Origin of the sequence: Xanthobacter sp. AM11 (assembly GCF_047444035.1) — a bacterium.
GTDB lineage: Bacteria > Pseudomonadota > Alphaproteobacteria > Rhizobiales > Xanthobacteraceae > Xanthobacter.
Genome location: NZ_JBLAOA010000001.1, coordinates 129675 through 150721, shown reverse-complemented (window position 1 = coordinate 150721; position 21047 = coordinate 129675). Strand labels below are relative to the sequence as shown.

General features: G+C 69.6%; 16 protein-coding genes and 1 pseudogene. 2 read left to right on the top strand and 15 right to left on the bottom strand.

Annotated elements, in window-relative coordinates:
• The first annotated feature begins 1 nt into the window (after position 1).
• Both ACI7BZ_RS00700 and ACI7BZ_RS00695 read left to right on the top strand, forming a co-directional pair.
• Positions 2-919 carry an ABC transporter permease subunit gene (locus ACI7BZ_RS00700; protein ID WP_414115296.1) on the top strand — a complete coding sequence of 306 codons (918 nt, stop codon included), beginning with the start codon at positions 2-4 and terminating at the stop codon, positions 917-919.
• Positions 916-1731 carry an ABC transporter permease gene (locus ACI7BZ_RS00695; protein WP_414115295.1) on the top strand — a complete coding sequence of 272 codons (816 nt, stop codon included), beginning with the start codon at positions 916-918 and terminating at the stop codon, positions 1729-1731. The genes ACI7BZ_RS00700 and ACI7BZ_RS00695 overlap by 4 nt, the downstream gene beginning before the upstream one ends.
• 83 nt (positions 1732-1814) lie before the next feature.
• Here the strand turns inward: ACI7BZ_RS00695 and ACI7BZ_RS00690 are convergent, their stop codons facing one another.
• The 15 genes and pseudogenes from ACI7BZ_RS00690 to ACI7BZ_RS00620 all read right to left on the bottom strand — a co-directional run bounded on the left by ACI7BZ_RS00690 (position 1815) and on the right by ACI7BZ_RS00620 (position 21009).
• The gene (locus ACI7BZ_RS00690) at positions 1815-2057 is read right to left on the bottom strand and encodes a hypothetical protein (RefSeq protein WP_414115294.1); all 243 of its coding nucleotides are present in this window, start codon (positions 2055-2057) and stop codon (positions 1815-1817) included.
• Positions 2058-2232: 175 nt separating this feature from the next.
• The gene (locus ACI7BZ_RS00685) at positions 2233-4422 is read right to left on the bottom strand and encodes a 3'-5' exonuclease (RefSeq protein ID WP_414115293.1); all 2190 of its coding nucleotides are present in this window, start codon (positions 4420-4422) and stop codon (positions 2233-2235) included.
• On the bottom strand, positions 4419-4820 hold the full coding sequence (locus ACI7BZ_RS00680; protein ID WP_414115292.1) for a response regulator transcription factor: 402 nt from the start codon (positions 4818-4820) through the stop codon (positions 4419-4421). Before ACI7BZ_RS00680 ends, ACI7BZ_RS00685 begins: the two co-directional genes overlap by 4 nt.
• Positions 4817-7573, bottom strand: a complete 2757-nt coding sequence (locus ACI7BZ_RS00675; RefSeq protein WP_414115291.1) for an ATP-binding protein — start codon at positions 7571-7573, stop codon at positions 4817-4819. Before ACI7BZ_RS00675 ends, ACI7BZ_RS00680 begins: the two co-directional genes overlap by 4 nt.
• Positions 7574-7723: 150 nt before the next feature.
• Complete coding sequence (locus ACI7BZ_RS00670) at positions 7724-8029, bottom strand: hypothetical protein (RefSeq protein WP_414115290.1); 306 nt, start codon at positions 8027-8029, stop codon at positions 7724-7726.
• Positions 8026-9645, bottom strand: a complete 1620-nt coding sequence (locus ACI7BZ_RS00665; protein WP_414115289.1) for a putative nucleotidyltransferase substrate binding domain-containing protein — start codon at positions 9643-9645, stop codon at positions 8026-8028. Before ACI7BZ_RS00665 ends, ACI7BZ_RS00670 begins: the two co-directional genes overlap by 4 nt.
• A 14-nt stretch (positions 9646-9659) precedes the next feature.
• Positions 9660-11390, bottom strand: a complete 1731-nt coding sequence (locus tag ACI7BZ_RS00660; protein ID WP_414115288.1) for a cation acetate symporter — start codon at positions 11388-11390, stop codon at positions 9660-9662.
• Positions 11390-11698, bottom strand: coding sequence for a DUF485 domain-containing protein (locus tag ACI7BZ_RS00655; protein ID WP_414115287.1), 309 nt, complete (start codon positions 11696-11698; stop codon positions 11390-11392). Before ACI7BZ_RS00655 ends, ACI7BZ_RS00660 begins: the two co-directional genes overlap by 1 nt.
• 483 nt (positions 11699-12181) lie before the next feature.
• Positions 12182-12898: an ABC transporter ATP-binding protein gene (locus ACI7BZ_RS00650; RefSeq protein WP_414115286.1), complete on the bottom strand. Its 717-nt coding sequence runs from the start codon at positions 12896-12898 to the stop codon at positions 12182-12184.
• A pseudogene (locus ACI7BZ_RS00645) lies at positions 12895-13651 on the bottom strand (ABC transporter ATP-binding protein). Before ACI7BZ_RS00645 ends, ACI7BZ_RS00650 begins: the two are co-directional and overlap by 4 nt.
• On the bottom strand, positions 13648-14874 hold the full coding sequence (locus ACI7BZ_RS00640; RefSeq protein ID WP_414115285.1) for a branched-chain amino acid ABC transporter permease: 1227 nt from the start codon (positions 14872-14874) through the stop codon (positions 13648-13650). The pseudogene ACI7BZ_RS00645 and the gene ACI7BZ_RS00640 overlap by 4 nt, the downstream one beginning before the upstream one ends.
• Before the next feature lie 4 nt (positions 14875-14878).
• Positions 14879-15820 carry a branched-chain amino acid ABC transporter permease gene (locus ACI7BZ_RS00635; protein ID WP_414115284.1) on the bottom strand — a complete coding sequence of 314 codons (942 nt, stop codon included), beginning with the start codon at positions 15818-15820 and terminating at the stop codon, positions 14879-14881.
• Between the two features lie 235 nt (positions 15821-16055).
• Positions 16056-17303 (bottom strand): branched-chain amino acid ABC transporter substrate-binding protein, encoded by a 1248-nt coding sequence (locus ACI7BZ_RS00630; RefSeq protein ID WP_414119055.1) that lies wholly within the window; start codon positions 17301-17303, stop codon positions 16056-16058.
• A 79-nt stretch (positions 17304-17382) separates the two neighbouring features.
• A complete protein-coding gene (locus ACI7BZ_RS00625) occupies positions 17383-18777 on the bottom strand; it encodes an acetoin dehydrogenase dihydrolipoyllysine-residue acetyltransferase subunit (protein ID WP_414115283.1) in 1395 nt (464 codons plus the stop codon).
• Positions 18778-18822: 45 nt separating this feature from the next.
• On the bottom strand, positions 18823-21009 hold the full coding sequence (locus tag ACI7BZ_RS00620; protein ID WP_414115282.1) for an alpha-ketoacid dehydrogenase subunit alpha/beta: 2187 nt from the start codon (positions 21007-21009) through the stop codon (positions 18823-18825).
• Positions 21010-21047: the final 38 nt, after the last annotated feature.

Below are 21047 nucleotides of genomic sequence, written 5' to 3'. Positions count from 1 at the left end.
GATGCCGATGGCGGGAGAGAAGGGGCGGGGCCGCTGGTTCGTGATCGCCCTGCCGTATCTGTGGCTGGTGGCGCTGTTTCTCGCGCCCTTCCTCATCGTGTTCAAGATTTCCCTGTCGCAGGACGTGGTGGCGCAGCCGCCCTATGCGCCGCAGCTGGACCTGGCCCAGGGCTGGGCCGGCGTCACTGAATTCCTGTCCGGGCTCTCCTTCGCCAATTACAGCTATGTGCTGGATTTCTCGAACGAGTTCGTCGAGGCCTATGGCTCCAGCCTGGTCATTGCGGGCATCTCCACCGTGCTGCTGCTGCTGGTGGGCTATCCCATCGCCTATGCCATGGCGCGGGCGCCGCGCTCCATCCAGCCGACGCTGCTGATGCTGGTGATCCTGCCGTTCTGGACCTCCTTCCTCATCCGCGTCTACGCCTGGATCGGCATCCTGTCGCAGGAGGGGCTGCTGAACCAGGCGCTGTTCGCGCTCGGCGTCATCGACACGCCGCTGGAGATCTTGAACACCGACCTCGCCGTCTATATCGGCATCGTCTATTCCTACCTGCCCTTCATGGTGCTGCCGCTCTATTCGGCGCTGGAGAAGCTCGACCTGACCTTGTTGGAGGCCGCGGCCGACCTCGGCTGCCCGCCCACCAAGGCGTTCTGGACCATCACCTTCCCATTGTCCCTGCCCGGCGTGGCGGCGGGCGCGCTGCTGTGCTTCATCCCGGCGGTGGGCGAGTTCGTCATCCCCGACCTGCTCGGCGGCTCCGACACCATGATGATCGGCAAGTCGCTGTGGACGGAATTCACCGTGAACCGCTCCTGGACGGTCTCGTCCGCGGTGGCGGTGCTGCTGCTGCTGGTTCTGGTGATCCCCATCGTGATCTACCAGAACATCCAGCAGCGCGAGCTGGAGGCGGGACGATGAAAAAGGGCCTCACCTGGTTCAACGTCACGGCCATCGTGCTCGGCTTCGCCTTCCTCTACATCCCCATCCTGCTTTTGGTGATCTATTCCTTCAATGCCTCGCGGCTCGTCACCGTGTGGGCCGGCTTCTCAACCCAGTGGTATTGGGCGCTTTTGGAGAACGAGCAGCTCATGGACGCCGCCTGGGTGACGCTGCGCATCGCCTTTTTCTCGTCCCTCCTGGCCACCGTGCTCGGCACCATGGCGGCGCTGGCGCTCACCCGCTACGGCCGCTTTCGCGGGCGGACCCTGTTCTCGGGCATGATCTATGCGCCCCTCGTCATGCCGGAAGTCATCACCGGCCTGTCGCTGCTGCTTTTGTTCGTGGCGGTGAATTTCGACCGCGGCTTCTGGACCGTGCTTCTCGCCCACGTCACCTTCACCATGTGCTTCGTGGCGGTAGTGGTGCAATCGCGCCTCGTCACCTTCGACCGGACGCTGGAGGAGGCGGCACTGGATCTGGGCTGCCCGCCGTTCCAGACCTTCATCAAGATCACCCTTCCGCTCATTTTGCCGGCGGTGGTGTCGGGCTTCATGCTGGCCTTCACCCTGTCGCTGGATGATCTCGTGATCGCGAGCTTCACCACCGGCCCCGGCGCCACCACGCTGCCCATGCGCATCTACTCGCAGGTGCGCCTGGGCGTGACGCCGGAAATCAACGCCATCAGCACCATTCTCATCGCCATCGTGAGCGTGGTGGTCATCATCGCCTCCATCGTGACGAAGCGGGCCGAGAGCCGGCGCGCGGCGGAGGAGCGGGCGGCGATGATGTGAGGCCGGGGGCGCGGCGCACGGGTGCCGGGCGACCGGCCGATCATGGGGAACCGCCGAGCGGTTCGCGATGACGGGATCGTGCCCTATCGGGAAAGGGAGGGCGTGGAACGCGGCGGCACAGGCATTGTGCCCTGGTGCGTGCCTGCATCGGCCACCCACGCCAGCTGCGCCGGCGCGCCCCTGGCACCCTGGGCCGCGGACGCCCAGGCCGGGATGGAGAAGATCACGTCGGCAAGCATCATCACGCTGACCAAAAACAAGGTGCCGGCCAGCAATAGGGTCGCAACAAGCCGCCGCTCCGCGGGGACGGGACGGGCATAAGCCATGGAATAATCTCGAATCAGTCGTGTGTGAGGTCAGACTCGCACGAGCGATTCGTTACCGGAAGCTTTCAATCGCGCCGGAAATGCAATTTTTGCGGGCTGCCGGCCGGGATTCTCTTCTTGTGCCGCAAGCAGGGTGTCAAGCCGCATCGGCCCGTCGCCCGGCCGGGGGCACGGCTCAATAGCTGAGGCGGGCGTAATAGGAGTCCTGCGCCGCCGCCCGGGCCTGCCCCAGGGTGGTTATCCCGCGCTGGCGCAGCAGCGGCAGCAGCTTCAGGAAGATTTCCGCCGTCACCAGCGCATCGCCCAGCGCCGTGTGGCGGCCCGCGACGGTGACGCCGAGGCGCGCCGCCATGGCTTCCAGATTGTGGCTGTCCTCGCCGGGATAGGCGATGCCGGCCAGGAGCAGGGTGTCCAGCACCGGCTGGTCGAAGCGCACCCCGCTGGCGGCCTCCTTCAGGGTCAGGAAGCGCATGTCGAAGGCCACGTTGTGGCCCACCAGCACCGTATCGGCCGCAAAGGCGTGGAAGGCCGGCAGCACCTGCGGCAGGGCGGGCTTGCCGCGCACCATCTCCGGGCGGATGCCGTGCACGGCGATGCCGGCCTCCGGGATGGAACGCTGCGGGTCCACCAGCTGGTCGAAGCACTCGCTGGCGAGCAATCGCCCGTTGACGATGCGGGTGGCGCCGATCTGCAGGATCTCGTCGCCGCCGGTGGGGTCGAGGCCGGTGGTCTCGGTGTCGAACACCGTGTAGGCGATCTCGCCCAGGAGCCGGTCATCGCTCTCGCGGCTCTGCGCGCTGGCGGCGAACAGGTCGAAATCGAAATAGGCCGGCCGGCTCTCGCCAGGGGCCGGCAGGTCCGGTGCCGCGCCGGAGGCTACGGGCAAAAGGAAGCGGAAGAAGGCGCCGGAGCCGTCGCGGGCGCGCTCCAGCCAGATCTCCCCGCCGTGCCGTTCCACGACGTCGCGCACCGAAAGGGGGGAGGGGGAGTTGCCCCCCTGCATGGGGCTCGTTTGCCAGCCGGCGAGGCTTGGCGCCAGCGCCCCTTCGGCCTGCCAGGCAAGGTCGAGATGGGCGCGGGAGCCGGCCGGCGACAGGCGCAGGGAGAAGCCCGGCTCCGCCGTCGCCTCGGCCAGCCGGGCCGCAAGGAAGGAGATAGCCTTGATGAGGGCGAAGCTGTCCACGCTGAGCCACAGGTCGGCTGCCATGTCGGCGGTGGCCACCTCCTGCCCGGTCTCGGCGGTGATGCGCTGGGCGGTGGCGGCCACGAGGTCGGCCCCCAGCATGTCCTGCAGCGGCCAGCGGGTCTTCATGTCCAGGGAGGCGTCGGCGGCAAGGCCGGTGAGCCGCTGGCTCATCGCCGTCACCTCGTCGCGCACCACCTGCTGGAAACGCTCCCGGTCGGCGGGTTCCAGGTCGGGGTAATCCAGCATGTCCAGCGCCGCCTGCATGCTGGCGAAGGAGGCGCGGCTGGCCTCCGAAAGGTCGAGCCAGCGCCGGTCCTGGCGCGCCTGCGCCTCGTATTCGTCGGTGATGTCGTCCAGAAGCAGGACGAAGCCGGTGATGGCGCCCGCCGCATCCTCCGCCGCGCGCACCGGCGCGATGGACACCTGGATGAGGTGGCCGAGGGGCGTGGTGGTGACGAAGCGGGCCGAGGCTCGCGCATCGCCCCGGGCGATGCGGCGCTCGATGCCCTCGCGGGCATGGGCGATGAGGGCGTGGTCGATGACCGCGTGGATGGAGCGCCCGAGCCCGATCAGCTCCGCGCCGCCGGCCCCTCCGGGGGCGGCGGACTGGCGCCGGAAAAGGGCGCGCGCCCGCGCATTGTAGAGCAGGATGCGCCCTTCCAGGTTCAGCACCACCACCGATTGCTGCAGCTCGGCCATCAGGGCAGCGAGCTGGTCGCGCTGGAATGCGACGTCGCGGCTCGCCTCGGCCACCAGTCGGCCCATGTCGTCCACCAGGGCGCGGCGCTGCTGCGCCAGCGCGCCGATGGCCTCGGCCAGGTCCCGCGTCTGCGCGCTGCCTTCGGCAACCGGCAGGCGGGCCGAGGGGTCGCCGGCGGCGGCGCGGGTGGCGTCGGCCAGGCGGGCGGGAGCGTCCACATAGGCGCCGTGGAGGCGGCGAGCGAGAAGGCCGGCGCCGGCGGCGGCGAGGAACCACCACAGCACCAGGAGCATGCCGTGGCTGTCGAGCAGCGGCGCCAGGGCCTGGGTGACGGCGGCGCGGGCTTCCGGCTCCAGGGCGGCATAAAGCGCCGCCGCGCCGCCGAGGCCCCAGAGGGCGAGAGCGACGCCGGGGGCCAAAGCCACCAGCAGGGGAACAAGGTGCGCCGGAACGAGGGCCGGGGGCCGGCCGAGGCTCATGCCAGCATGTCCTTCACCTTCTGCACCAGCTCGCGGGTGGAAAAGGGCTTGGTGACATAGGCATCCGCCCCTGCGCCGACGCCGCGCGCCATGTCGGTCTCTCGGCCCTTGGCGGTGAGCATGACGATTCGGGTGCCCCGCACGTCCGCATCGGCGCGCACGGCCTCGCACACGTCGAAGCCGGACATGCCGGGCATGGTGGCATCGAGCAGGACGAGGCAGGGATGCTCCCGCCGGATGGCCTCCAGCGCCTGCGGCCCGTCGCGGGCCACCAGCACCTCGAAGCCTTCGCGCTTCATCATGAATTCCAGCGACACGACGATGTTGGGCTCGTCGTCGGCGATGAGCACCTTGGAGCCGTTGCCGGTTCCCGGTGCCGGGCTGGTCTGCGCGATCATGGCGTTTCCTCCGTCTTCGGCTGGAAGGGCAGGCGGAACGCGAATCGCGCACCACTGCCTTCTTGTTGCTCCAGCCACATCTTGCCGCCGAAATGATCCACGATCTGGCGGCTGATCGGAAGCCCGAGTCCGGTGCCGGGCGGGCGGGTCAGGGCGTCGCCGCCCTGGCGGAACTTCTCGAATATGGTGTCGCGGTCGGCGAGCGGTACCCCCGGGCCATTGTCGGCGACGCGCACCACGAGGCCGTCGTCCGCCACCGCGAGGCTGACGTCGATGCGCCCGCCGCGGGCGGGCACGAACTTGGCGGCGTTGGAGATGAGGTTCAGCATCACCTGGGTCAGCCGGTCCGGGTCGGCGCGCAGGGGGGGCACCGCTTCGGGCGCGGAAAAGTGGATCTCGGCGCCGCGGCTGCGGGCCAGCTCGGTGGTGGCCTTCACGGCGTCGCCGACGATGCGGCGCAGGTCCACCTCGGTGTTGTGCCATTCGCCCTGGCCGGATTCGATCTTGGCCATGTCCAGCACCTGGTTCACCAGGCGGCCGAGGCGCTCGCTCTCGCCGACGATGATCTGCAGGAATTCCGCGCGCTGCGGCGGGTCCATGTCCGGCGTGTCCAGCATGAGCTCGGACAGGGCGCGGATGGCGGTGAGGGGGGTGCGCAATTCGTGGGTGACGGACGACATGAAGTCGTCCTTCAGCTCGTCCAGCGTGCGCAGCTGCGCATTGGCTGCGGTGAGCTCGGCCGAGGCGATTTCCAGGGAGCGGGATTTTTCCTCCAGCGCGCGGGCATAGATGCGCAGCTGGGAGGCCTCGTTGAGAATCTCCATCACGTCCGCGGCGCCCAGCGGCTCCTCCTCCGCCACCGCGGCCACCAGCACACGGGCCGAGGCGCTGCCGACGGCACCGGCGATGCGCCGTTCCACGCGATCCACCAGGCGGGCATCGGCGGTGGGGTCGCCGCCTTCGGCCGTGCCGGCCTCGCGCGCGTGCTCGGCGAAGATCTGGCCGGCCGCCTCCGGGCCCAGCAGGCGGCTCGCCAGCGCCATCAGGTCGGCGGGCCGGGCTCGGCCGCGCCAGAACACCGGGGCGGCGGCCCCGGCGGTGCGCCCGCGCGCGAACACGTCCACGAACAGCAGCGCCTGGCTGGCCTCCCGCCCGGAGGGCGCGCGCCACAGGGACAGGCCCACATAAAGGCAGACGTTGAGCAGCAGGCTCCAGAACAGGGAATGGGACAGGTTGTCGAGCCCCTCCAGGCCCAAAAGCCGCTCCGGGGCGAGGGCGGTGATGCCGAACGGGCCGTGGGTGAGGATGGCGTCGTCGATCCAGCCCGATTTCGCTACGGAGGGCAGCATCAGCGTATAGGCCCACACCAGGAAACCGCCGGCGAGCCCGCCGATGGCGCCGAGGCGGGTGGCATCGCGCCAGTACATGCCGCCGAACAGGGCGGGCGCGAACTGCGCCACCGCGGCAAAGCTGATGAGGCCGATGGAGACCAGCGCATAGGCTTCCCCCGCCACCTGGAAATAGAGGTAGCCGAGCAGCAGGATGAGCAGGATGGCGGCGCGCCGGATGTTGAGCAGCAGCCGGGTGAGGTCGCCGCCCGCCGTGGCGCCGAACACCTTCAGCCGCAGCAGCGTGGGCATCACCAGATCGTTGCAGACCATGGTGGACACGGCGATGGTTTCCACGATCAGCATTCCGGTGGCAGCGGAAAGCCCGCCCACATAGGCGAACAGCGCCAGCCCGGTGGCGCCGTGGGCCAGCGGCAGGGACAGGACGAAGGTTTCCGGGTCCGCCCCCCTGGGCCCGAACAGCAGCATGCCCCCCAGCGCCAGCGGCAGGACGAAGATGTTGATGGCCAGCAGATAGGCCGGGAACACCCAGGCGGCACGCTTGAGGTGCCGCTCGTTCACGCATTCCACCACCATCATCTGGAACTGCCGCGGCAGCAGCAGCACCGAGAGCATGGACAGCAGGGTGAGGCTGAACCACTGGGCGTAGGAAAACGCCCCGGCCCCGCCCTCGCCCCCCAGCCGCAGCAGCGATTTCAGCTCCGGCAGGGCCTGCGCGCGGGCGAAGATGTCGGCCATGCCGTCGAACAGGCCGTAGGTGACGAACAGCCCTACCGCCAGGAAGGCGAGCAGCTTGACCAGGGATTCGAAGGCCACCGCCGCCACCATGCCTTCGTGCCGCTCGGCGCTGTCGAGGTGGCGGGTGCCGAACAGGATGGTGAAGAGCGCCAGGGCCAGCGCCACCAGCAGGGTGCCGTCCTGCCACCAGGCCGGGCCCGGCCCGGCATGGGGCGCGCCGGAACCGGTGAGAAGCACGTAGCCCGACGACACGGCCTTCAGCTGCAGGGCGATGTAAGGGACGATGCCCACCACGGTGACGAGGGTGACCAGCGCCGCCACCAGCGGGCTCTTGCCGTAGCGGCTGGCGATGAAATCGGCGATGGAGGTGATGCGGTAGGTGTGGGCGATGCGGATCATCTTGCGCACCACGATCCAGGCCAGGAGCATGGCGAGCATGGGGCCGAGATAGATGGGCAGGAACCACACCCCGGTGGTGGCGGCGCGCCCGACGCTGCCGAAATAGGTCCAGGCGGTGCAGTAGACCGCCAGGGAGAGGGCATAGATCCAGGCGTTGCCGATGACCGAGCGGCCCTGCGCCGCGCGCCGGTCGGCGAAGGCGGCGACGGCGAACAGCAGCGCAAGATAGGCGAGCGCCGCCCCCACCACGACCGGGGCGGAGATCATGGCGCCCTCGCCGGGGTTCGCCGGCGCGCCGGCCGGCCCTCGGGCGCACGCGCACCCGGCCGATGCGCCGGCGCGCCGGCCGGGCGGATGCAGAACGCAGGCGGCGTGATGTGGCGTGGCGCCTTCATGTCGTCCTCGCCCCTCGCCGGTTCAGGGCCCGCCGCCGGCGCGGGGCGCGGCGGGGGGCAGCACGTCCGGCGCTGGCCGCGGCCGCCGCTCGCTGGCCACGGCCAGCGCCGCGATGAAGCCGCCCCAGATGGTGAACAGCGCCACCGGCAGCAAAGGCAGGCCGAATACCGTCGCATCCGCGTCCCACACGATGAGCATGGGGAAGTTGAAGGCCACCACCGCGGCGGCAAACAGGGCGACCAGCAGCTGGGGGCGTGGCCCGCGCTCCGCCCCGCCCGCACCTTCGGCGGCCGGCGGGGGAGCAGCGCTGGTGCGGTTCTCGCTCATAGGGCGTCGAACCGGTAGTGCCGGCCCAGCCATTGCTTGAAGCCGCGGACGATGGCGAGGGAATCCTTCAGCGCCTGCCGCTCCAGCGTGCCGAGCTCCGACAGGCGTATGGCGTTGCCCGGCGGCCGGCCTTCGGCGATCTGGCGCAGGTTGCTGGCGAGCTTGAGCCCGATGAGGAAGCGCAGCGCATCGGTGAGGTCGCGGGCGAAGGCCTGGTCCATGTGCCCGGTCTCCACCAGCGCCTTCAGCCGGTCGGCGGTGCCCAGCGCGGCGATGCGATGCTCCAGCGCCAGCGCGCGCACGCCGTGCACCAGCGGGAAGATGCCGAGCTTCTTCAGGTCGATCTCGGCCGCCGCGCGCCCGGTGAGCCCCGGCAGGCGCGACCACCAGCCCCCCTCCTGGCCGAAGCGGTCCACCGCCTGGGCGAAGCGGGCGAAATAGCCGGCATCGTTCATCATCAGGAAGTCCACATGCCCGCGCGCCGCCGCGAGCAGGGTGCCGTCTCCCGCCACCGGTGCCGCATCGAGGAAGATGGCGAGGTTCATGGGGCCTTCCGGGTCGCCGCCATGGATCCAGCGCTTGAGCGTGTCCTTGAAGGCGGACAGCGGCTGGCACCACAGCGGCCGGCTCAGCATGATGCCGCCGGGGCACGGCGGATAGCCGAAATCGATCAGCGCGGCGGTGAACCGGGCGGTGATGTCGTCCAGGCCAGACAGGCTGAAGCCGTCGGCGATCAGCAGCATATTGTCCTGGTCGGTCTTGATGATCTGCTCGCCGCGGCCCTCGCTGCCCATCACCACGAGGCAGGAATTGGCCCGCAGCTCCTCCGGGGCCAGCATGTCCCACAGGCGGCGGAACACCTGCCGGTTGAGCTCGCCCACCAGGGCGGCGATGACCTCCACGCGCACGCCGTCGCCGTCCAGCACGGCCACCAGGCTGTCGATCTGGCGGGCCGCGCTCTTCAGCTCGCCGAGGCTGGTGGCCTGCGCCGCCTCCAAAGCGATCAGGTGGGAATGGTTGGCCACGAAGGCCATGAGGTCGAGCTGGCCGAGGACGCCGACGATGCCGTCCGCGCCGGGGATGGCGGCGTCGCGCACCAGCACCCGGTGGATGCGGTGGCGCAGCATCAGGATGAGGGCGTCGTAGAGCTCGTCGTCCGGGCTGACGGCCCACGGGTCGAAGGTGGCCACCGCCCGCACCGGCAGCAGGCCGGGCGGGGTGTCGCGCAGCAGCGCGTCGCGCAGGTCGGTGGTGGTGAAGATGCCGATACGCCCGCCATCGCGCACCAGCGCATCGGAGAGCCGGCGTTCGGACAGCGCCCGGCACAGGCTGATGATGTCGGTGTCGCCGTCCACGAAGAAGGGCTTGCGGACGAACACGTCGCGCACCCGCGAGGTCATCAGCGAGACCAGTTCGCGGCGCTCCCGGCTCAGCGTCGAAACCCGCCCGGTGAGGGGCGGGTCGCGAAGGGAGGCCGGATCTTGCGGGACGGGACCTGCGCTGGCGCGGGCCTCGTCGTCGCCGGTTTCTTCTCCCCGGGCCTTCTGGGCCCGGGGCTCGTTTGCCCGGTTGTCCTCGCTCTTGGCGCCGGGCTGGGTTTCATCCGGCCGCGGCATGGTGCTTGCCCGCCTCAGTGACCCGAGGCTTCCGAGGCGCCGATGCCGGTCTCCGAGCGCACTTGCTGCGCCGGGAAGCCTGCCCGGTCGATCTTGGCCCGCGCGCTGGTGTCGAGGATCGAGAACAGCCAGATGCCGAAGAAGCCGAGCGTCATGGAGAACAGGGCCGGCGAGGTGTAGGGGAAGGGCGCCGAGCCCGCCGGGTTGCCGAGGGTGGCTTCCCACACGGACGGCGACAGCACGGTCAGCACCACCGAGGAGGCGAGGCCGAGGAAGCCGCCGATGACCGCGCCGCGGGTGGTGCAGTCCTTCCACAGCACCGACATGAACAGCACCGGGAAGTTGGCCGAGGCCGCCACTGCGAAGGCCAGGGACACCATGAAGGCGATGTTCTGCTTCTCGAAGGCGATGCCCAGCACCACGGCCAGCACGCCGAGGCACAGGGTGGTGATGCGCGACACCTTCAGCTCCGAGGCGCTGTCCGCCTTGCCCTTCTTGATCACGGTCGAATAGAGGTCGTGCGACACCGCCGAGGCACCCGACAGGGTGAGGCCCGCCACCACCGCGAGGATGGTCGCGAAGGCCACCGCCGAGATGAAGCCGAGGAAGATGTTGCCGCCGACCGCCTGGGCGAGATGCACCGCCGCCATGTTGTTGCCGCCCACCAGAGCACCCTTGGCATCCAGGAAGCCGGGGTTGGTGAGGACGAAGGTGATGGCGCCGAAGCCGATGATGAAGGTGAGCAGGTAGAAATAGCCGATCCAGCCCGTGGCCCACATCACCGACTTGCGGGCTTCCTTCGCGCTCGGAACCGTGAAGAAGCGCATCAGGATGTGCGGGAGGCCGGCGGTGCCGAACATGAGCGCCATGCCGAACGAGATGGCCGAGATCGGGTCCTTGATGAAGGTGCCCGGGCCCATGATGGCCTGTCCGGCCGTGGCCGCAGCCTCGGGCGCCGCGCCCTTCGCCGTGGCCAGCTGCGTCTTCACGCCCACCGCCGCCGCGAACAGCTGCTCCGGGGAGAAGCCGTAGCGCCAGAGCACCATGAGGGCCATGAAGGTGGCGCCGCCCAGCAGCAGGCAGGCCTTGATGATCTGCACCCAGGTGGTGGCGGTCATGCCGCCGAACAGCACGTAGATCATCATCAGCGCGCCGACGATCACCACCGCGATCCAGTAGTCGAGGCCGAACAGCAGCTTGATGAGCTGGCCGGCGCCCACCATCTGGGCGATGAGGTAGAAGGCCACCACGACCAGGGTTCCCGAGGCGGCGAAGACGCGCACCGGGGTCTGGGCGAAGCGGAACGCCGCCACGTCGGCAAAGGTGAACTTGCCGAGGTTGCGCAGGCGCTCGGCCATGAGGAAGGTGAGGATGGGCCAGCCCACGAGGAAGCCGATCGAGTAGATCAGGCCGTCGAAGCCGGAGCTCATCACCGCGGCGGAAATGCCGAGGAAGGACGCCGCGGACATATAGTCGCCGGCGATGGCCAGGCCGTTCTGGAAGCCGGTGATCCCGCCGCCGGCGGTGTAGAAGTCCGCCGCCGACTTGGTCTTCGCCGCCGCCCACTTGGTGATGTAGAGCGTGCCGAGGACGAAGATCGCGAACATGGCGATCGCGGTCCAGTTGGTGGCCTGCTTCTCCGAGGCGCCGATGGCTTCCGCCGCGAACGCCGCCGTGGGCAGGAGGGCGAGGGCCGCAAGGCCCGCAAGGCGCGACGCCTTGCCGATGAGAGCATGCATCGACATCACTTGAGCACCTGCTGCTTGATCTTCTCGGAGAGATCGTCGAATTCGCTGTTGGCGCGGCGGACATAAAGCGCGGTGATGAGGATCGTGAACACGATGACGCCGAAGCCGATGGGAATGCCCCAGGTCATGACGCCGTCGCCGATGCGCGCCGACAGAATGTCCTTGCGGAAAGCGATGAGCAGGATGAAACCGTAATAGACGATCAGCATCGCCAGCGTGAGCGTCCAGCCGAAGCGGGAGCGCACTGCCTTCAGGCGCTGATAATTGGGATCGGCCGCGATGCGAGCGGCCAGAGATGCATCCATTGGAAGCCCCCCTTGCGAACCACGGGTGTCCCGCGGATCTGGTTGTTATCTTGGGTCCACGCAAAGGCCGCAGCTGGCCATGCGTCGCGCCGGCAATCTGGACCAGACGCGTGCCGGGCGCTAGTTGGGTAAATACCGTACTTTCGGCGATACCCCAGCGACATGGTCAAACGTGGCCGTGGCCCCGATGTCTTGGGAAGAATCGCCGAAAATGAACAGTTTAGGTGTATTCGAGGCCGAATGAGCCGGCACATTTTCGCAAGTTTGACGCGGGTCCGGCAGCTTTTCCGGCGCCATGGGGCCTCTTATACCTTAGACGGACACAACTGACCGGTCCGCCCTTCGTATTATGCCAAAAGTGGAGAGGCGGCAGGGCAAAGTTCAGGCGCGCCGGCCCGAAGCCGGCTTGGCGACGGGCGAGGGGGTGGGCTGCGCCTCGGGCCCGGCGGCGCGTCTGACGGACAACCTGCGCCCGGCCGGCGGCTACACCGCCAGCCATTCCTCCATCACGCGCGCATTGGATGTCAGCTGGTCCGGCGTGCCCTCGAAGACGATGCGGCCGTGCCCCATGACGCAGACCCGAGACGACACCTTGAGGGCGATGGTGAGCTTCTGCTCCACCAGCAGCACCGAGACGCCGCGCCGGTTGATGTCGGCGATGGCTTCCCCCACCACGGTGACGATCTTGGGGGCGAGGCCCTCGGTGGGCTCGTCGATGAGGATGACGAGGGGGTTGCCGAGCAGCGACCGGCAGATGGTCAGCATCTGCTGCTCGCCGCCGGAAAGGCTGCCGGCCCGCGTGTTCCGCCGCTCCTTCAGGCGCGGGAAATAGTCGAACATCTGCTCGACGCTCCAGCGGGCCGCCCCCGGAACGCCGGGCTGCTCGCCCATCCGCAGGTTCTCGTCCACGGTGAGGTTGAGGAAGATCTCGCGCTCCTCGGGCACATAGGCGATGCCGCTGCGGCAGATGGCATAGGGCCTCGCGCCGGCAAGGTCGCGCCCGCGCAGCCGGATCTGCCCGCCGGTGGGCGGCACCAGGCCCATGATGGCCTTCAGCGTGGTGGAGCGCCCCGAGCCGTTGCGCCCGAGCAGGCTCACCACCTCGCCCGGGTCCACGTGGAACGTCACGCCATGCAGGATGTGGCTCTTGCCGTAATGGGCGTTGAGCCCGGAGATGTGCAGCAGGGCGGGGTCGCTCACTTGGTCGCCTCCTCGCCCAGATAGGCCTCGCGCACCAGCGGGTTGCCGCGGATCTGGTCGGGCGTGCCGGTGGCGATGATCTGGCCGTAGACCAGCACGCTGATGCGGTCGCTCAGGGAGAACACCACGTCCATGTCATGCTCCACGATCAGCAGCGTGCGCCCCTTGGTGATCTCGCGGATGAGCCCCACGGTATATTCGGTCTCCTCGTGGGACATGCCGGCCATGGGCTCGTCCAGTAGGATCACCTTGGGATCGCTCGCCAGCGTCATGCCGATTTCCAGCGAGCGCTGCTCGGAATAGGACAATTCGCTCGCCAGCACCGAGGCGCGCCGGGTGAGGCGCACCTGGCCGATGCAGCTCGTCCGCATGGGCCGTCACCTTCTTCAGCTGCGAGGCCCGGCGCCAGAACACGAAATCCAGCCCGAAGCGCCGCATGGCCGCGAGCCGCAGGTTCTCGAACACCGTCAGGCCGGGGAAGATGTTGGTGATCTGGAACGAGCGGGCGAGCCCCTGGCGGTTCACCTGGTGCGGCGGCAGCCCGTTGATGGGCACCCCGTCGAGCAGGATCTCGCCGGCGGTGGGCGCGAACTGCCCGGAGATGAGATGGAACAGGGTGGACTTGCCCGCCCCGTTCGGCCCGATCACCGCATGGCGCTCGCCGTGCGCCACCTCCAGCTCGATGCCGCGGATGATCTCGACCGGGCCGAAGGACTTGCGCACGCCGGTGAGGGTGAGGACCGAGAGGCTCATGCCACGCCCGCCTTGTCCGGATCGAGGCGGCGCGCGGCGAGGGTGAGCAGGCCGAGCCCGGCCGCCATCGCTCCCAGGGGAACCGCCCAGGTGAAGAGGGAGAAGGGCAGCCATTCCCGCCCGAACAGCGGCACCGGCGGCCATGCGCCGGTGCCGGCCATGGAGCGGTAGTCGGCCGAGAAGAAGCGCTGCGCCAGCTCCACCGCGCAGACGAAGCCGGCCACGCAGACCCCCAGGGCCACCATGAACACCAGGCCCGCCGCCAGCCGCGCCGGCGAGAAGGACAGGTTGCCCTGCCGCAGGCGGCGCATCAACTCGCCCACCAGGCCGTCGGGCAGGAACATCATCACCAGCACGAACAGCACGCCCTGATACAGCAGCCAGGACCGCGTGAGGTCGGAGGCCGCATAGCCGAAGAAGGACATGAGCGCGGCGCCGATGGCCGGACCCAGGAACACCTTCACGCCGCCGATGAAGCTGTTGAGCACCACCGAGGCGGAGAGGTGCATGTCCAGCACCACGTAGTTGGCGGCCTCGATGTTCAGCGCCTGCAGCGCCCCGGCGACCCCGGAAAACATGGCCGAGACCGAGAACACCAGCACGCTCAGGAGGTGGATGTCGTAGCCGAGGAAGCGCAGGCGGTGGGCGTTCTCGCGCAGGCCCAAGGCCAGCCGCCCCACCGGGGTGAGGGTGAACAGGTAGAGCAGGCCCAGGGAAAGCAGCACCCAGGCGAGCGTGAGGTAATAGACCTCCACGTTCGAGCCGAAGGTGAAGCCCCAGGCCGGCATGCGCATGGCCGAAATGCCCGCCTCGCCGCCGAACACCTCCTTCAGGTGCGGGGCCAGCGCGTGCAGCAGTTCCGCCAGCGCCAGCGTGATCATGGAGAAATAGACGCCGGTGCGCTTGGTGGCGAACCAGCCGGCGGCCATGCCGCTCACCAGGCCGATGAAGGCGCCCGCCAGGGGCATCAGCGGGGTGGGCAGGAGGCCGGCGCCGCTGAAGGCGTTCATGGCATGGATGGTGGCGAACGCGCCCAGCCCGAAATAGGCCGAATGGCCGAAGGAGAGCATGCCCGCCTGACCGCACAGCAGGCTGAAGGCAGAGGCGAAGAGCGCGGCGATCAGCATCTGGATCGCGGCGTTCACGAGGCCGGGGGAGAGGACGGCGGGCGCCGCCGCGAGGGCGGCGACGGCGAGGAGGAGGAAGACGGCCTTGCTGCGCATCGCCTCACGCCTTCTCGCCGAACAGGCCGGAGGGCCGCACCAGCAGCACCAGCAGCATCAGCGCGAACGGGATGGTGGCGGCAAGGCTCGACACCTGCAGCGTCAGCGGACCGCCCACCTGCCGCGCCCAGTCGCCCAGGCCCACATGGGCCAGCAGGTCGGCCGCGCTCAGGTCGATGCCCACCGCCAGCGAGGTGACGATGCCGATGAGGAGCGAGGCGGCCATGGCGCCTTCCAGCGATCCGAGCCCGCCGATCACCACCACCACGAACACCAGCACGCCCAGTTCCAGCGCCATGTTGGGGTTGGTGGTGTAGAAGGCGCCCGCCAGCGCCCCGGCCAGCCCGGCCAGCGCCGCGCCCACGCCGAACACGCCCATGAAGACGAGGGGCACGTTGTGGCCCAGGGCCTCGGCCATCTTCGGCCGGTAGATGGCCGAGCGCACCACGATGCCCACCCGCGTGGTGGTGAGCAGGGCGTAGATGAGGCCGAACATGGCCAGCGCCACCACGCCCATGATGAGCCGGTAGACCGGATAGGCGGTGACGCCGATGTGGAAGGCAGAGAAATTGAGCGCGGCCGGCACCCGGTAGTCCACCGGGAAATTGCCGAAGAACAGCTTGATCAGCTCGGCGATGATGAAGGACAGGCCGAAGGTGAGCAGCAGTTCATGGGCATGGCCGTAGCGGTGCACGCGCCGCAGGAAATAGCGCTCCACCACCACGCCCACCCCCCCCACCACCAGCGGGGCGGCGACGACCGCCGGCACGAAGCCGATCACCCCCGTGAGCGCATAGGCCACATAGGCGCCCAGCATGTAGAAGGATGCGTGCGCGAAATTGAGGACGCCCATCATGCCGAAGATGAGGGTCAGTCCCGCCGAGACCATGAACAGGAGCAATCCGTAGATCGTCCCGTTCAGCACGGCGACAAAGAGATGATCCATCACATGTCCCCTCGCTTCAGGCAGAGGTATACAGGCCGAAAGCCCGTGGAATAGGGATCGCGCCGCAGATGCGCCCACTGCGGCTTCCCCCGCAACTTTCATGGCCGGACGTGTCCCGGCCATCCACGCCCCGTGGCCGGGCGCCCGTCCCATCGCCCCATCGTCGCGCTGGCCCGGATGCCCGGGACACGCCCGGGCCTGGCCGTTCGGGACGCCGGGCGCCGGCGGGTGCGCCTCAGTTCGGCCGGTTCATCTTGCAGGCGTCCTGCACCGGCGAGGAGGCCTCGGCGGCGGTGAACACCTTCATGGGCTTGAAGCCGTAGGGGGTGCCGTCCACCTTGAACCTGGCATCCTCGGCGACGATGGACACCACCATGGGGATCTGCGCCTGGTGGTCCGCCGCCCGCATGGAGGCTTCGCCCATGGGGGTCTTCAGCTTCACATTCTCCAGCGCCTTGCCGATGGCGTTGACGTCGATGGCCCCGTCCTTGCCCGCCGGTGCAGTCTTCAGCGCCTCGCCCAGCATGGCGACGCCGAAGGCGGTCTGCGGCTCGATATAGACCGGGTAGTGGCCCATCTTCGCCTTGTAGTCCTCGGCGAAGGCCGCGGTGTCGGCGTTGGCCTCGGCGTTGAAGGGGTGGGACACCACATTGCCCACCGCCACGTCGCCGGCATTGGCGATGTTGCCGGGCTGGTCCAGGAAGGCGGTGGCGAAGCGCGCCTTCAGGCCCGCGCCATGGGCCGCCTTCATCAGCAGGAGCAGGTCGTTGGACCAGTTGCCGGTCATCACCGTCTCGGCATTGGCCGCGGCGACCTTGGCCACGTAGGGCGAGAAGTCCTGGATCTTGTTCACGTCGTGGAGGGTCTTCTCCACCACCTGGTAGCCGCCGAGCTTGGCGTTGTCCTCGATGGCGCCCTGCATGTCGATGCCCCAGCTGTAGTTCTGGTTCATGGCATAGACGCGGGTGCCGAGGATGCCGGCATCCTTCATGGCCAGCACCATGGGCTTCACCCGCACCTGGGCGTTGGGGTTGAAGCGGAAGTGGTGGAAGTGGCACTTGGCGCCGGTCAGTTCCAGCGCCTCGCCGCCCACGTTGAGGAAGATGACTTCCTTGCCCGGGTTGCGGATATTGTACTTGCGCACGTCTTCCGTGATCTGGCCGGACACGGCGGAGGACGCGCCCTGCACGATGAAGCGCGCGCCGTCGGCGATGGCCGCCTTCACCTTGTCGGCGGCGCCCACCGGGCCGCCCTGGTTGTCATATTCCAGAAGCTCGACCGGCGCTCCGGCATAGCCGCCGGCGGCGTTGATCTTGTCCACCGCATATTTCGCGCCGGCCTTGAACAAGAGGCCGGTGGAGGCCTGCGGGCCGGACAGGGTTTCGATCACCGCAATCTTCAGCGGCTCGGCCGAGGCGGCGGTGGAGGCGAGGAATGCCGCGGCGAGCGGCGCGAGGAAACGGGTGCTGGCCTTCATCTTGATCCTCCCTTGGATCTGGTTCGTCGTTTGGTCGGCTTCTTCTTCGTTCCGCACCGGCCGCGCCGGTGCCGTTCCAGCCGTGTCAGCCTGCCGTGCGCAGGTGGCGGTCCAGGAGGCGCCACACGGCATCGCGCACCTCCAGTTGCGGCAGGTGCCCCACCCCTGGGAAGAGGTGCAGCGCCACCTCACCCGGAACGCGCCGGGTGTGGCTCCAGGGGATGATGCGGTCATCCTGCCCGAAGACGATGGTAACGGGCACGGCCAGCTGTTCCAGCCGTCCGCGCACGCCGAACGCCTGGGTGCCGTCGGGAAACAGCACGGCGGCAAGGCGCTGCTGGGCGTCGATGAGGGTGTCGTCGGCCCGTGCCGCCGCGGCCGCGCGCAGGAAGGCCGGGGTCAGCACCGCCGGGTCGGCCACCAGCTCGCCCATCCATGGCGCAAGGCTCTGTGCCGTGCGCGCCCGGGCGAGGCCGCCGACGAAGGCGCCGTTGATGTCGGGCCCGAGGCCGGCGGGCGACAGGAGGAAGAGCGAGCGCACGCCGATATGCCCCTCCGCCGCCAGCGCCACCGCCACCGCGGCGCCGAGGGAGTGGGCCACCACATCCACGTCGAGGAGCCCGAGGCCCTCCAGCGTGCCGGCGACGGCCTCCACCAGGGCATCGAAGCCGGCGGCGGCCACGGCTGCGGAACCACCATGTCCCGGCAGGTCGAGACCCAGGAGCGGCCGCGCAGGGGAGCCGCCGGCAAGGAAGGGACGCCAGCCGTTGAGGTCGGAGCCGAAGCCGTGCAGCAGCACCACCGGCCGGCCCTCGCCCTGCCGGAGCCAGGCGTGATGCAGCAGGCCGGGCGCGGCGGCGCCCGACCGCCGCGGCTGGGGCACCGGCGCGGGCCGGGCCGAAGCGTCGCGCGCCCGTTCCACGTCGAGCCGCACGATGCGCCCGCGCGGGCCGCTGCCGGAAAGGCGGGAGAGGTCGAGGCCGTAATCGTCGGCCAGGCGCCGGGCGAGGGGGGAGGCCACCACCTTGCGGGCGGTGACGAGGGCCGCGATGGAGGGGGCAAGGGCGGGAGAGGGGGGGAGGGGGGGAAAGGGGGCGGTGGGCACAGGCCTGGACGGCGCAGCGACCGGGGCGGCGGCGGGCCGGACCGGCGCGGGCTGCGGGGGGGCGGCGGGAGCGGCCGGAGCAAGGGTGGCCATTGCTGCGGCTGGCGCCGCCGCCGGCTCGGGTGCCGCTTCGCCCTCGGCGAGGATGGAGGCGATGAGGGTGCCCACGGCGACGGCGCGGGTGCCATCCCCCACCAGGATGGGGCCGAGGCGGCCGTCCGCTTCCGCTTCCATCTCCATGACCGCCTTGTCGGTCTCGATCTCGGCGAGCAGGTCGCCCGCCTTCACGGGTGCGCCCTCCTTCTTCAGCCAGCGGACGAGGTGTCCCTCCTCCATTCCGGCCGCCAGGGCGGGCATCAGGATTTCCTTGGGCATCAGCGGCTCCCCGGGGCGCGGGCGATGGTGAGGGCGGCGGGCATGTCAGGCGAGGGCCAGGCCCTGCTCGGCCATCACCCGGCGGATGCCCGCCTCGATGTCGGCCGGGCCGGCGCAGGCGGCCTGCTCCAGCACCTTGGAGATGCTGGGCGAGGCCTCCCCGCCATGGACCCGCTGCACCGGCTGGTCGAGCGCATCGAAGCAGCGCTGCTGCACCTCCGCCGCCAGCATTCCGCCATAGGAGGTGCCGAGCGAGCCCTGCTCCACCACCAGCACGTTGCCGGTGCGGGCCACCGAAGCCTCGATGGTGTCCCAGTCCAGCCCCGCACGGTCGAGGCTGCGCAGGTCGATCACCTCCGCATCCACGCCCAGCCGCTCCACCGCCTCCAGGGTGGGCTTCACCATGTTGAGATAGGTCAGGATGGTCATGGCCGTGCCGGGCCGCACCACCTTGGCGCTGCCGAGCGGGATGAAATAGTCGAAATCATCCACCGGCGCCGGGCCGCGGGCATTGTAGAGGTCCACATGCTCGATCACCAGCACCGGGTCCTTGCACGCCAGGGCGCTGTTCATGAGGCCCACATAATCGAACGGGGTTGAGGGGGCGACGATGCGCCAGCCCACCGCGGTGGCGAAGATGCCGGCCGGGTCCATGGAGTGCTGCGAGCCATAGCCGGTGCCCATGGCCACCTTGGTGCGCAGCACGAGGGGCACCTCGATGTCGCCGCCGAACATGTGGCGGGCCTTGCCGATCTGGTTGAACACCTGGTCGGCGGCGACCCACAGGAAGTCGGGATACATGAACTCCACCACCGGCACCACGCGCCCGTCCATGGCCGCGCCGCCGGCCAGGCCGACAAAGGCGTTCTCGCTGATGGGGGTTCCCAGCACCCGGTCGCCGAAGGCGTCGCGCAGGCCGCGGGTGGCGCCGTTGGTGCCGCCCTTGAGGCGGTGCACATCCTCGCCCATCACCACGATGCGCGGGTCCGTGCTCATGCGCCGGTGCATCACGTCCGCCACCACGTCCACGAAACGGGCCTGCGGATCGATGGTGCCGGGGAAGGTCTCAAGCTCCTGCGTCGCCACGCCGGCCAGCTCGGCGAGGTCGCCGCGCACGCCGAAATCGCGGAAGTCCGGGGAGGGCCAAAGGGCGGGGACGATGCGGCGCTTGCCGTCCGCCATCTCGACCAGCTCGCCGGCCACATCCTCCATGAGGGCGCGGGCGCGGGCGCGCAGGGCCGCAAGGTCGTCCTCGCCGAGGAGCTGGCGCTGCGCCATTTCCCGGCCCACGAGGTCGATGGGGTCGCGTCGGCGCCACGCCTGCTCCTCCTCGCGGGTGCGATAGCCGAAGGCGGAGCCGGGCAGGGGGCCGTTCTGGTGGAAGAAGCGGTAGACGTCCGCCTCGATCACGGTGGGGCCGCCGCCCGTGCGCATCACCTCCAGCGCCTCGGCGGTGGCGAGGCTGACGGCCAGCGGGTCCATGCCGTCCACCTTCCAGGAAGGGATGGCGAAGCCGAGGGCGCGCGCCGAGAGGCGGGTCTCGGCGGTGGCCTCCTCCACATGGGTGGAGACCGCATAGCGGTTGTTCTCGATGAAGAAGCACAGCGGCAGCTTCCAGGCGGCCGCAAGGTTCATGGTTTCCAGCACCGAGCCGATATTCACCGCGCCGTCGCCGAAATAGGTGAACACCGCATCCCCGGTGCCCGCCCTTTTGTGGGCGAAGGCGGCGCCCGCCGCCAGCGGCACGCCGCCGCCGACGATGGCGTTGGTGCCGAGATTGCCCGCCTGCGCCCAGCGCAGGTGCATGGAGCCGCCCCGGCCCCGGCAGAAGCCCTGGGCGAGGCCGAGGATCTCCGCCAGCGTCCTGCGGGACAGGTCGCGCACGTCGCCGCAGATGTCGGCGGTGGGGGACAATCCGTCCGGCGCCACATAGGCCAGCGACTTGGCCAGGAACTGGTGGTGGGCGCGGTGGGACCCGTTCACCTGGTCGCTCGGGCGCATCATCACCGCCGAGCCGGTGGCGCCGCCCTCCTGGCCGACGGCGGAATGGGCCGGGCCGTGGACGAGGCCCTGGCCGGCGAGTTCGAGGACCTTCTCCTCGAACGCGCGGATGAGCACCATGGAGGTGAGCATGGTGCCGAGCAGCGCCGGGTCCGCCGCATTCCAGTCCTCGCGCGCGGTGGTGAGCGTGCGCCAGGGGGCGGCGGGTTTCAGGTCGGCATAGGTTGCCATCACGGCAGCTCCGAAGACACGGATACAGGGGAGGGGCG

Coding starts and splice junctions, on each gene's coding strand:
- ACI7BZ_RS00700 (WP_414115296.1), top strand. CDS start 2: ATGCCGATGGCGGGAGAGAAGGGGCGGGGCCGCTGGTTCGTGATCGCC.
- ACI7BZ_RS00660 (WP_414115288.1), bottom strand. CDS start 11,390: ATGTCGATGCATGCTCTCATCGGCAAGGCGTCGCGCCTTGCGGGCCTT.
- ACI7BZ_RS00670 (WP_414115290.1), bottom strand. CDS start 8,029: ATGAGCGAGAACCGCACCAGCGCTGCTCCCCCGCCGGCCGCCGAAGGT.
- ACI7BZ_RS00675 (WP_414115291.1), bottom strand. CDS start 7,573: ATGATCTCCGCCCCGGTCGTGGTGGGGGCGGCGCTCGCCTATCTTGCG.
- ACI7BZ_RS00625 (WP_414115283.1), bottom strand. CDS start 18,777: ATGCCCAAGGAAATCCTGATGCCCGCCCTGGCGGCCGGAATGGAGGAG.
- ACI7BZ_RS00665 (WP_414115289.1), bottom strand. CDS start 9,645: ATGCCGCGGCCGGATGAAACCCAGCCCGGCGCCAAGAGCGAGGACAAC.
- ACI7BZ_RS00695 (WP_414115295.1), top strand. CDS start 916: ATGAAAAAGGGCCTCACCTGGTTCAACGTCACGGCCATCGTGCTCGGC.
- ACI7BZ_RS00655 (WP_414115287.1), bottom strand. CDS start 11,698: ATGGATGCATCTCTGGCCGCTCGCATCGCGGCCGATCCCAATTATCAG.
- ACI7BZ_RS00620 (WP_414115282.1), bottom strand. CDS start 21,009: ATGGCAACCTATGCCGACCTGAAACCCGCCGCCCCCTGGCGCACGCTC.
- ACI7BZ_RS00640 (WP_414115285.1), bottom strand. CDS start 14,874: ATGCGCAGCAAGGCCGTCTTCCTCCTCCTCGCCGTCGCCGCCCTCGCG.
- ACI7BZ_RS00635 (WP_414115284.1), bottom strand. CDS start 15,820: ATGGATCATCTCTTTGTCGCCGTGCTGAACGGGACGATCTACGGATTG.
- ACI7BZ_RS00680 (WP_414115292.1), bottom strand. CDS start 4,820: ATGATCGCGCAGACCAGCCCGGCACCGGGAACCGGCAACGGCTCCAAG.
- ACI7BZ_RS00685 (WP_414115293.1), bottom strand. CDS start 4,422: ATGAGCCTCGGCCGGCCCCCGGCCCTCGTTCCGGCGCACCTTGTTCCC.
- ACI7BZ_RS00690 (WP_414115294.1), bottom strand. CDS start 2,057: ATGGCTTATGCCCGTCCCGTCCCCGCGGAGCGGCGGCTTGTTGCGACC.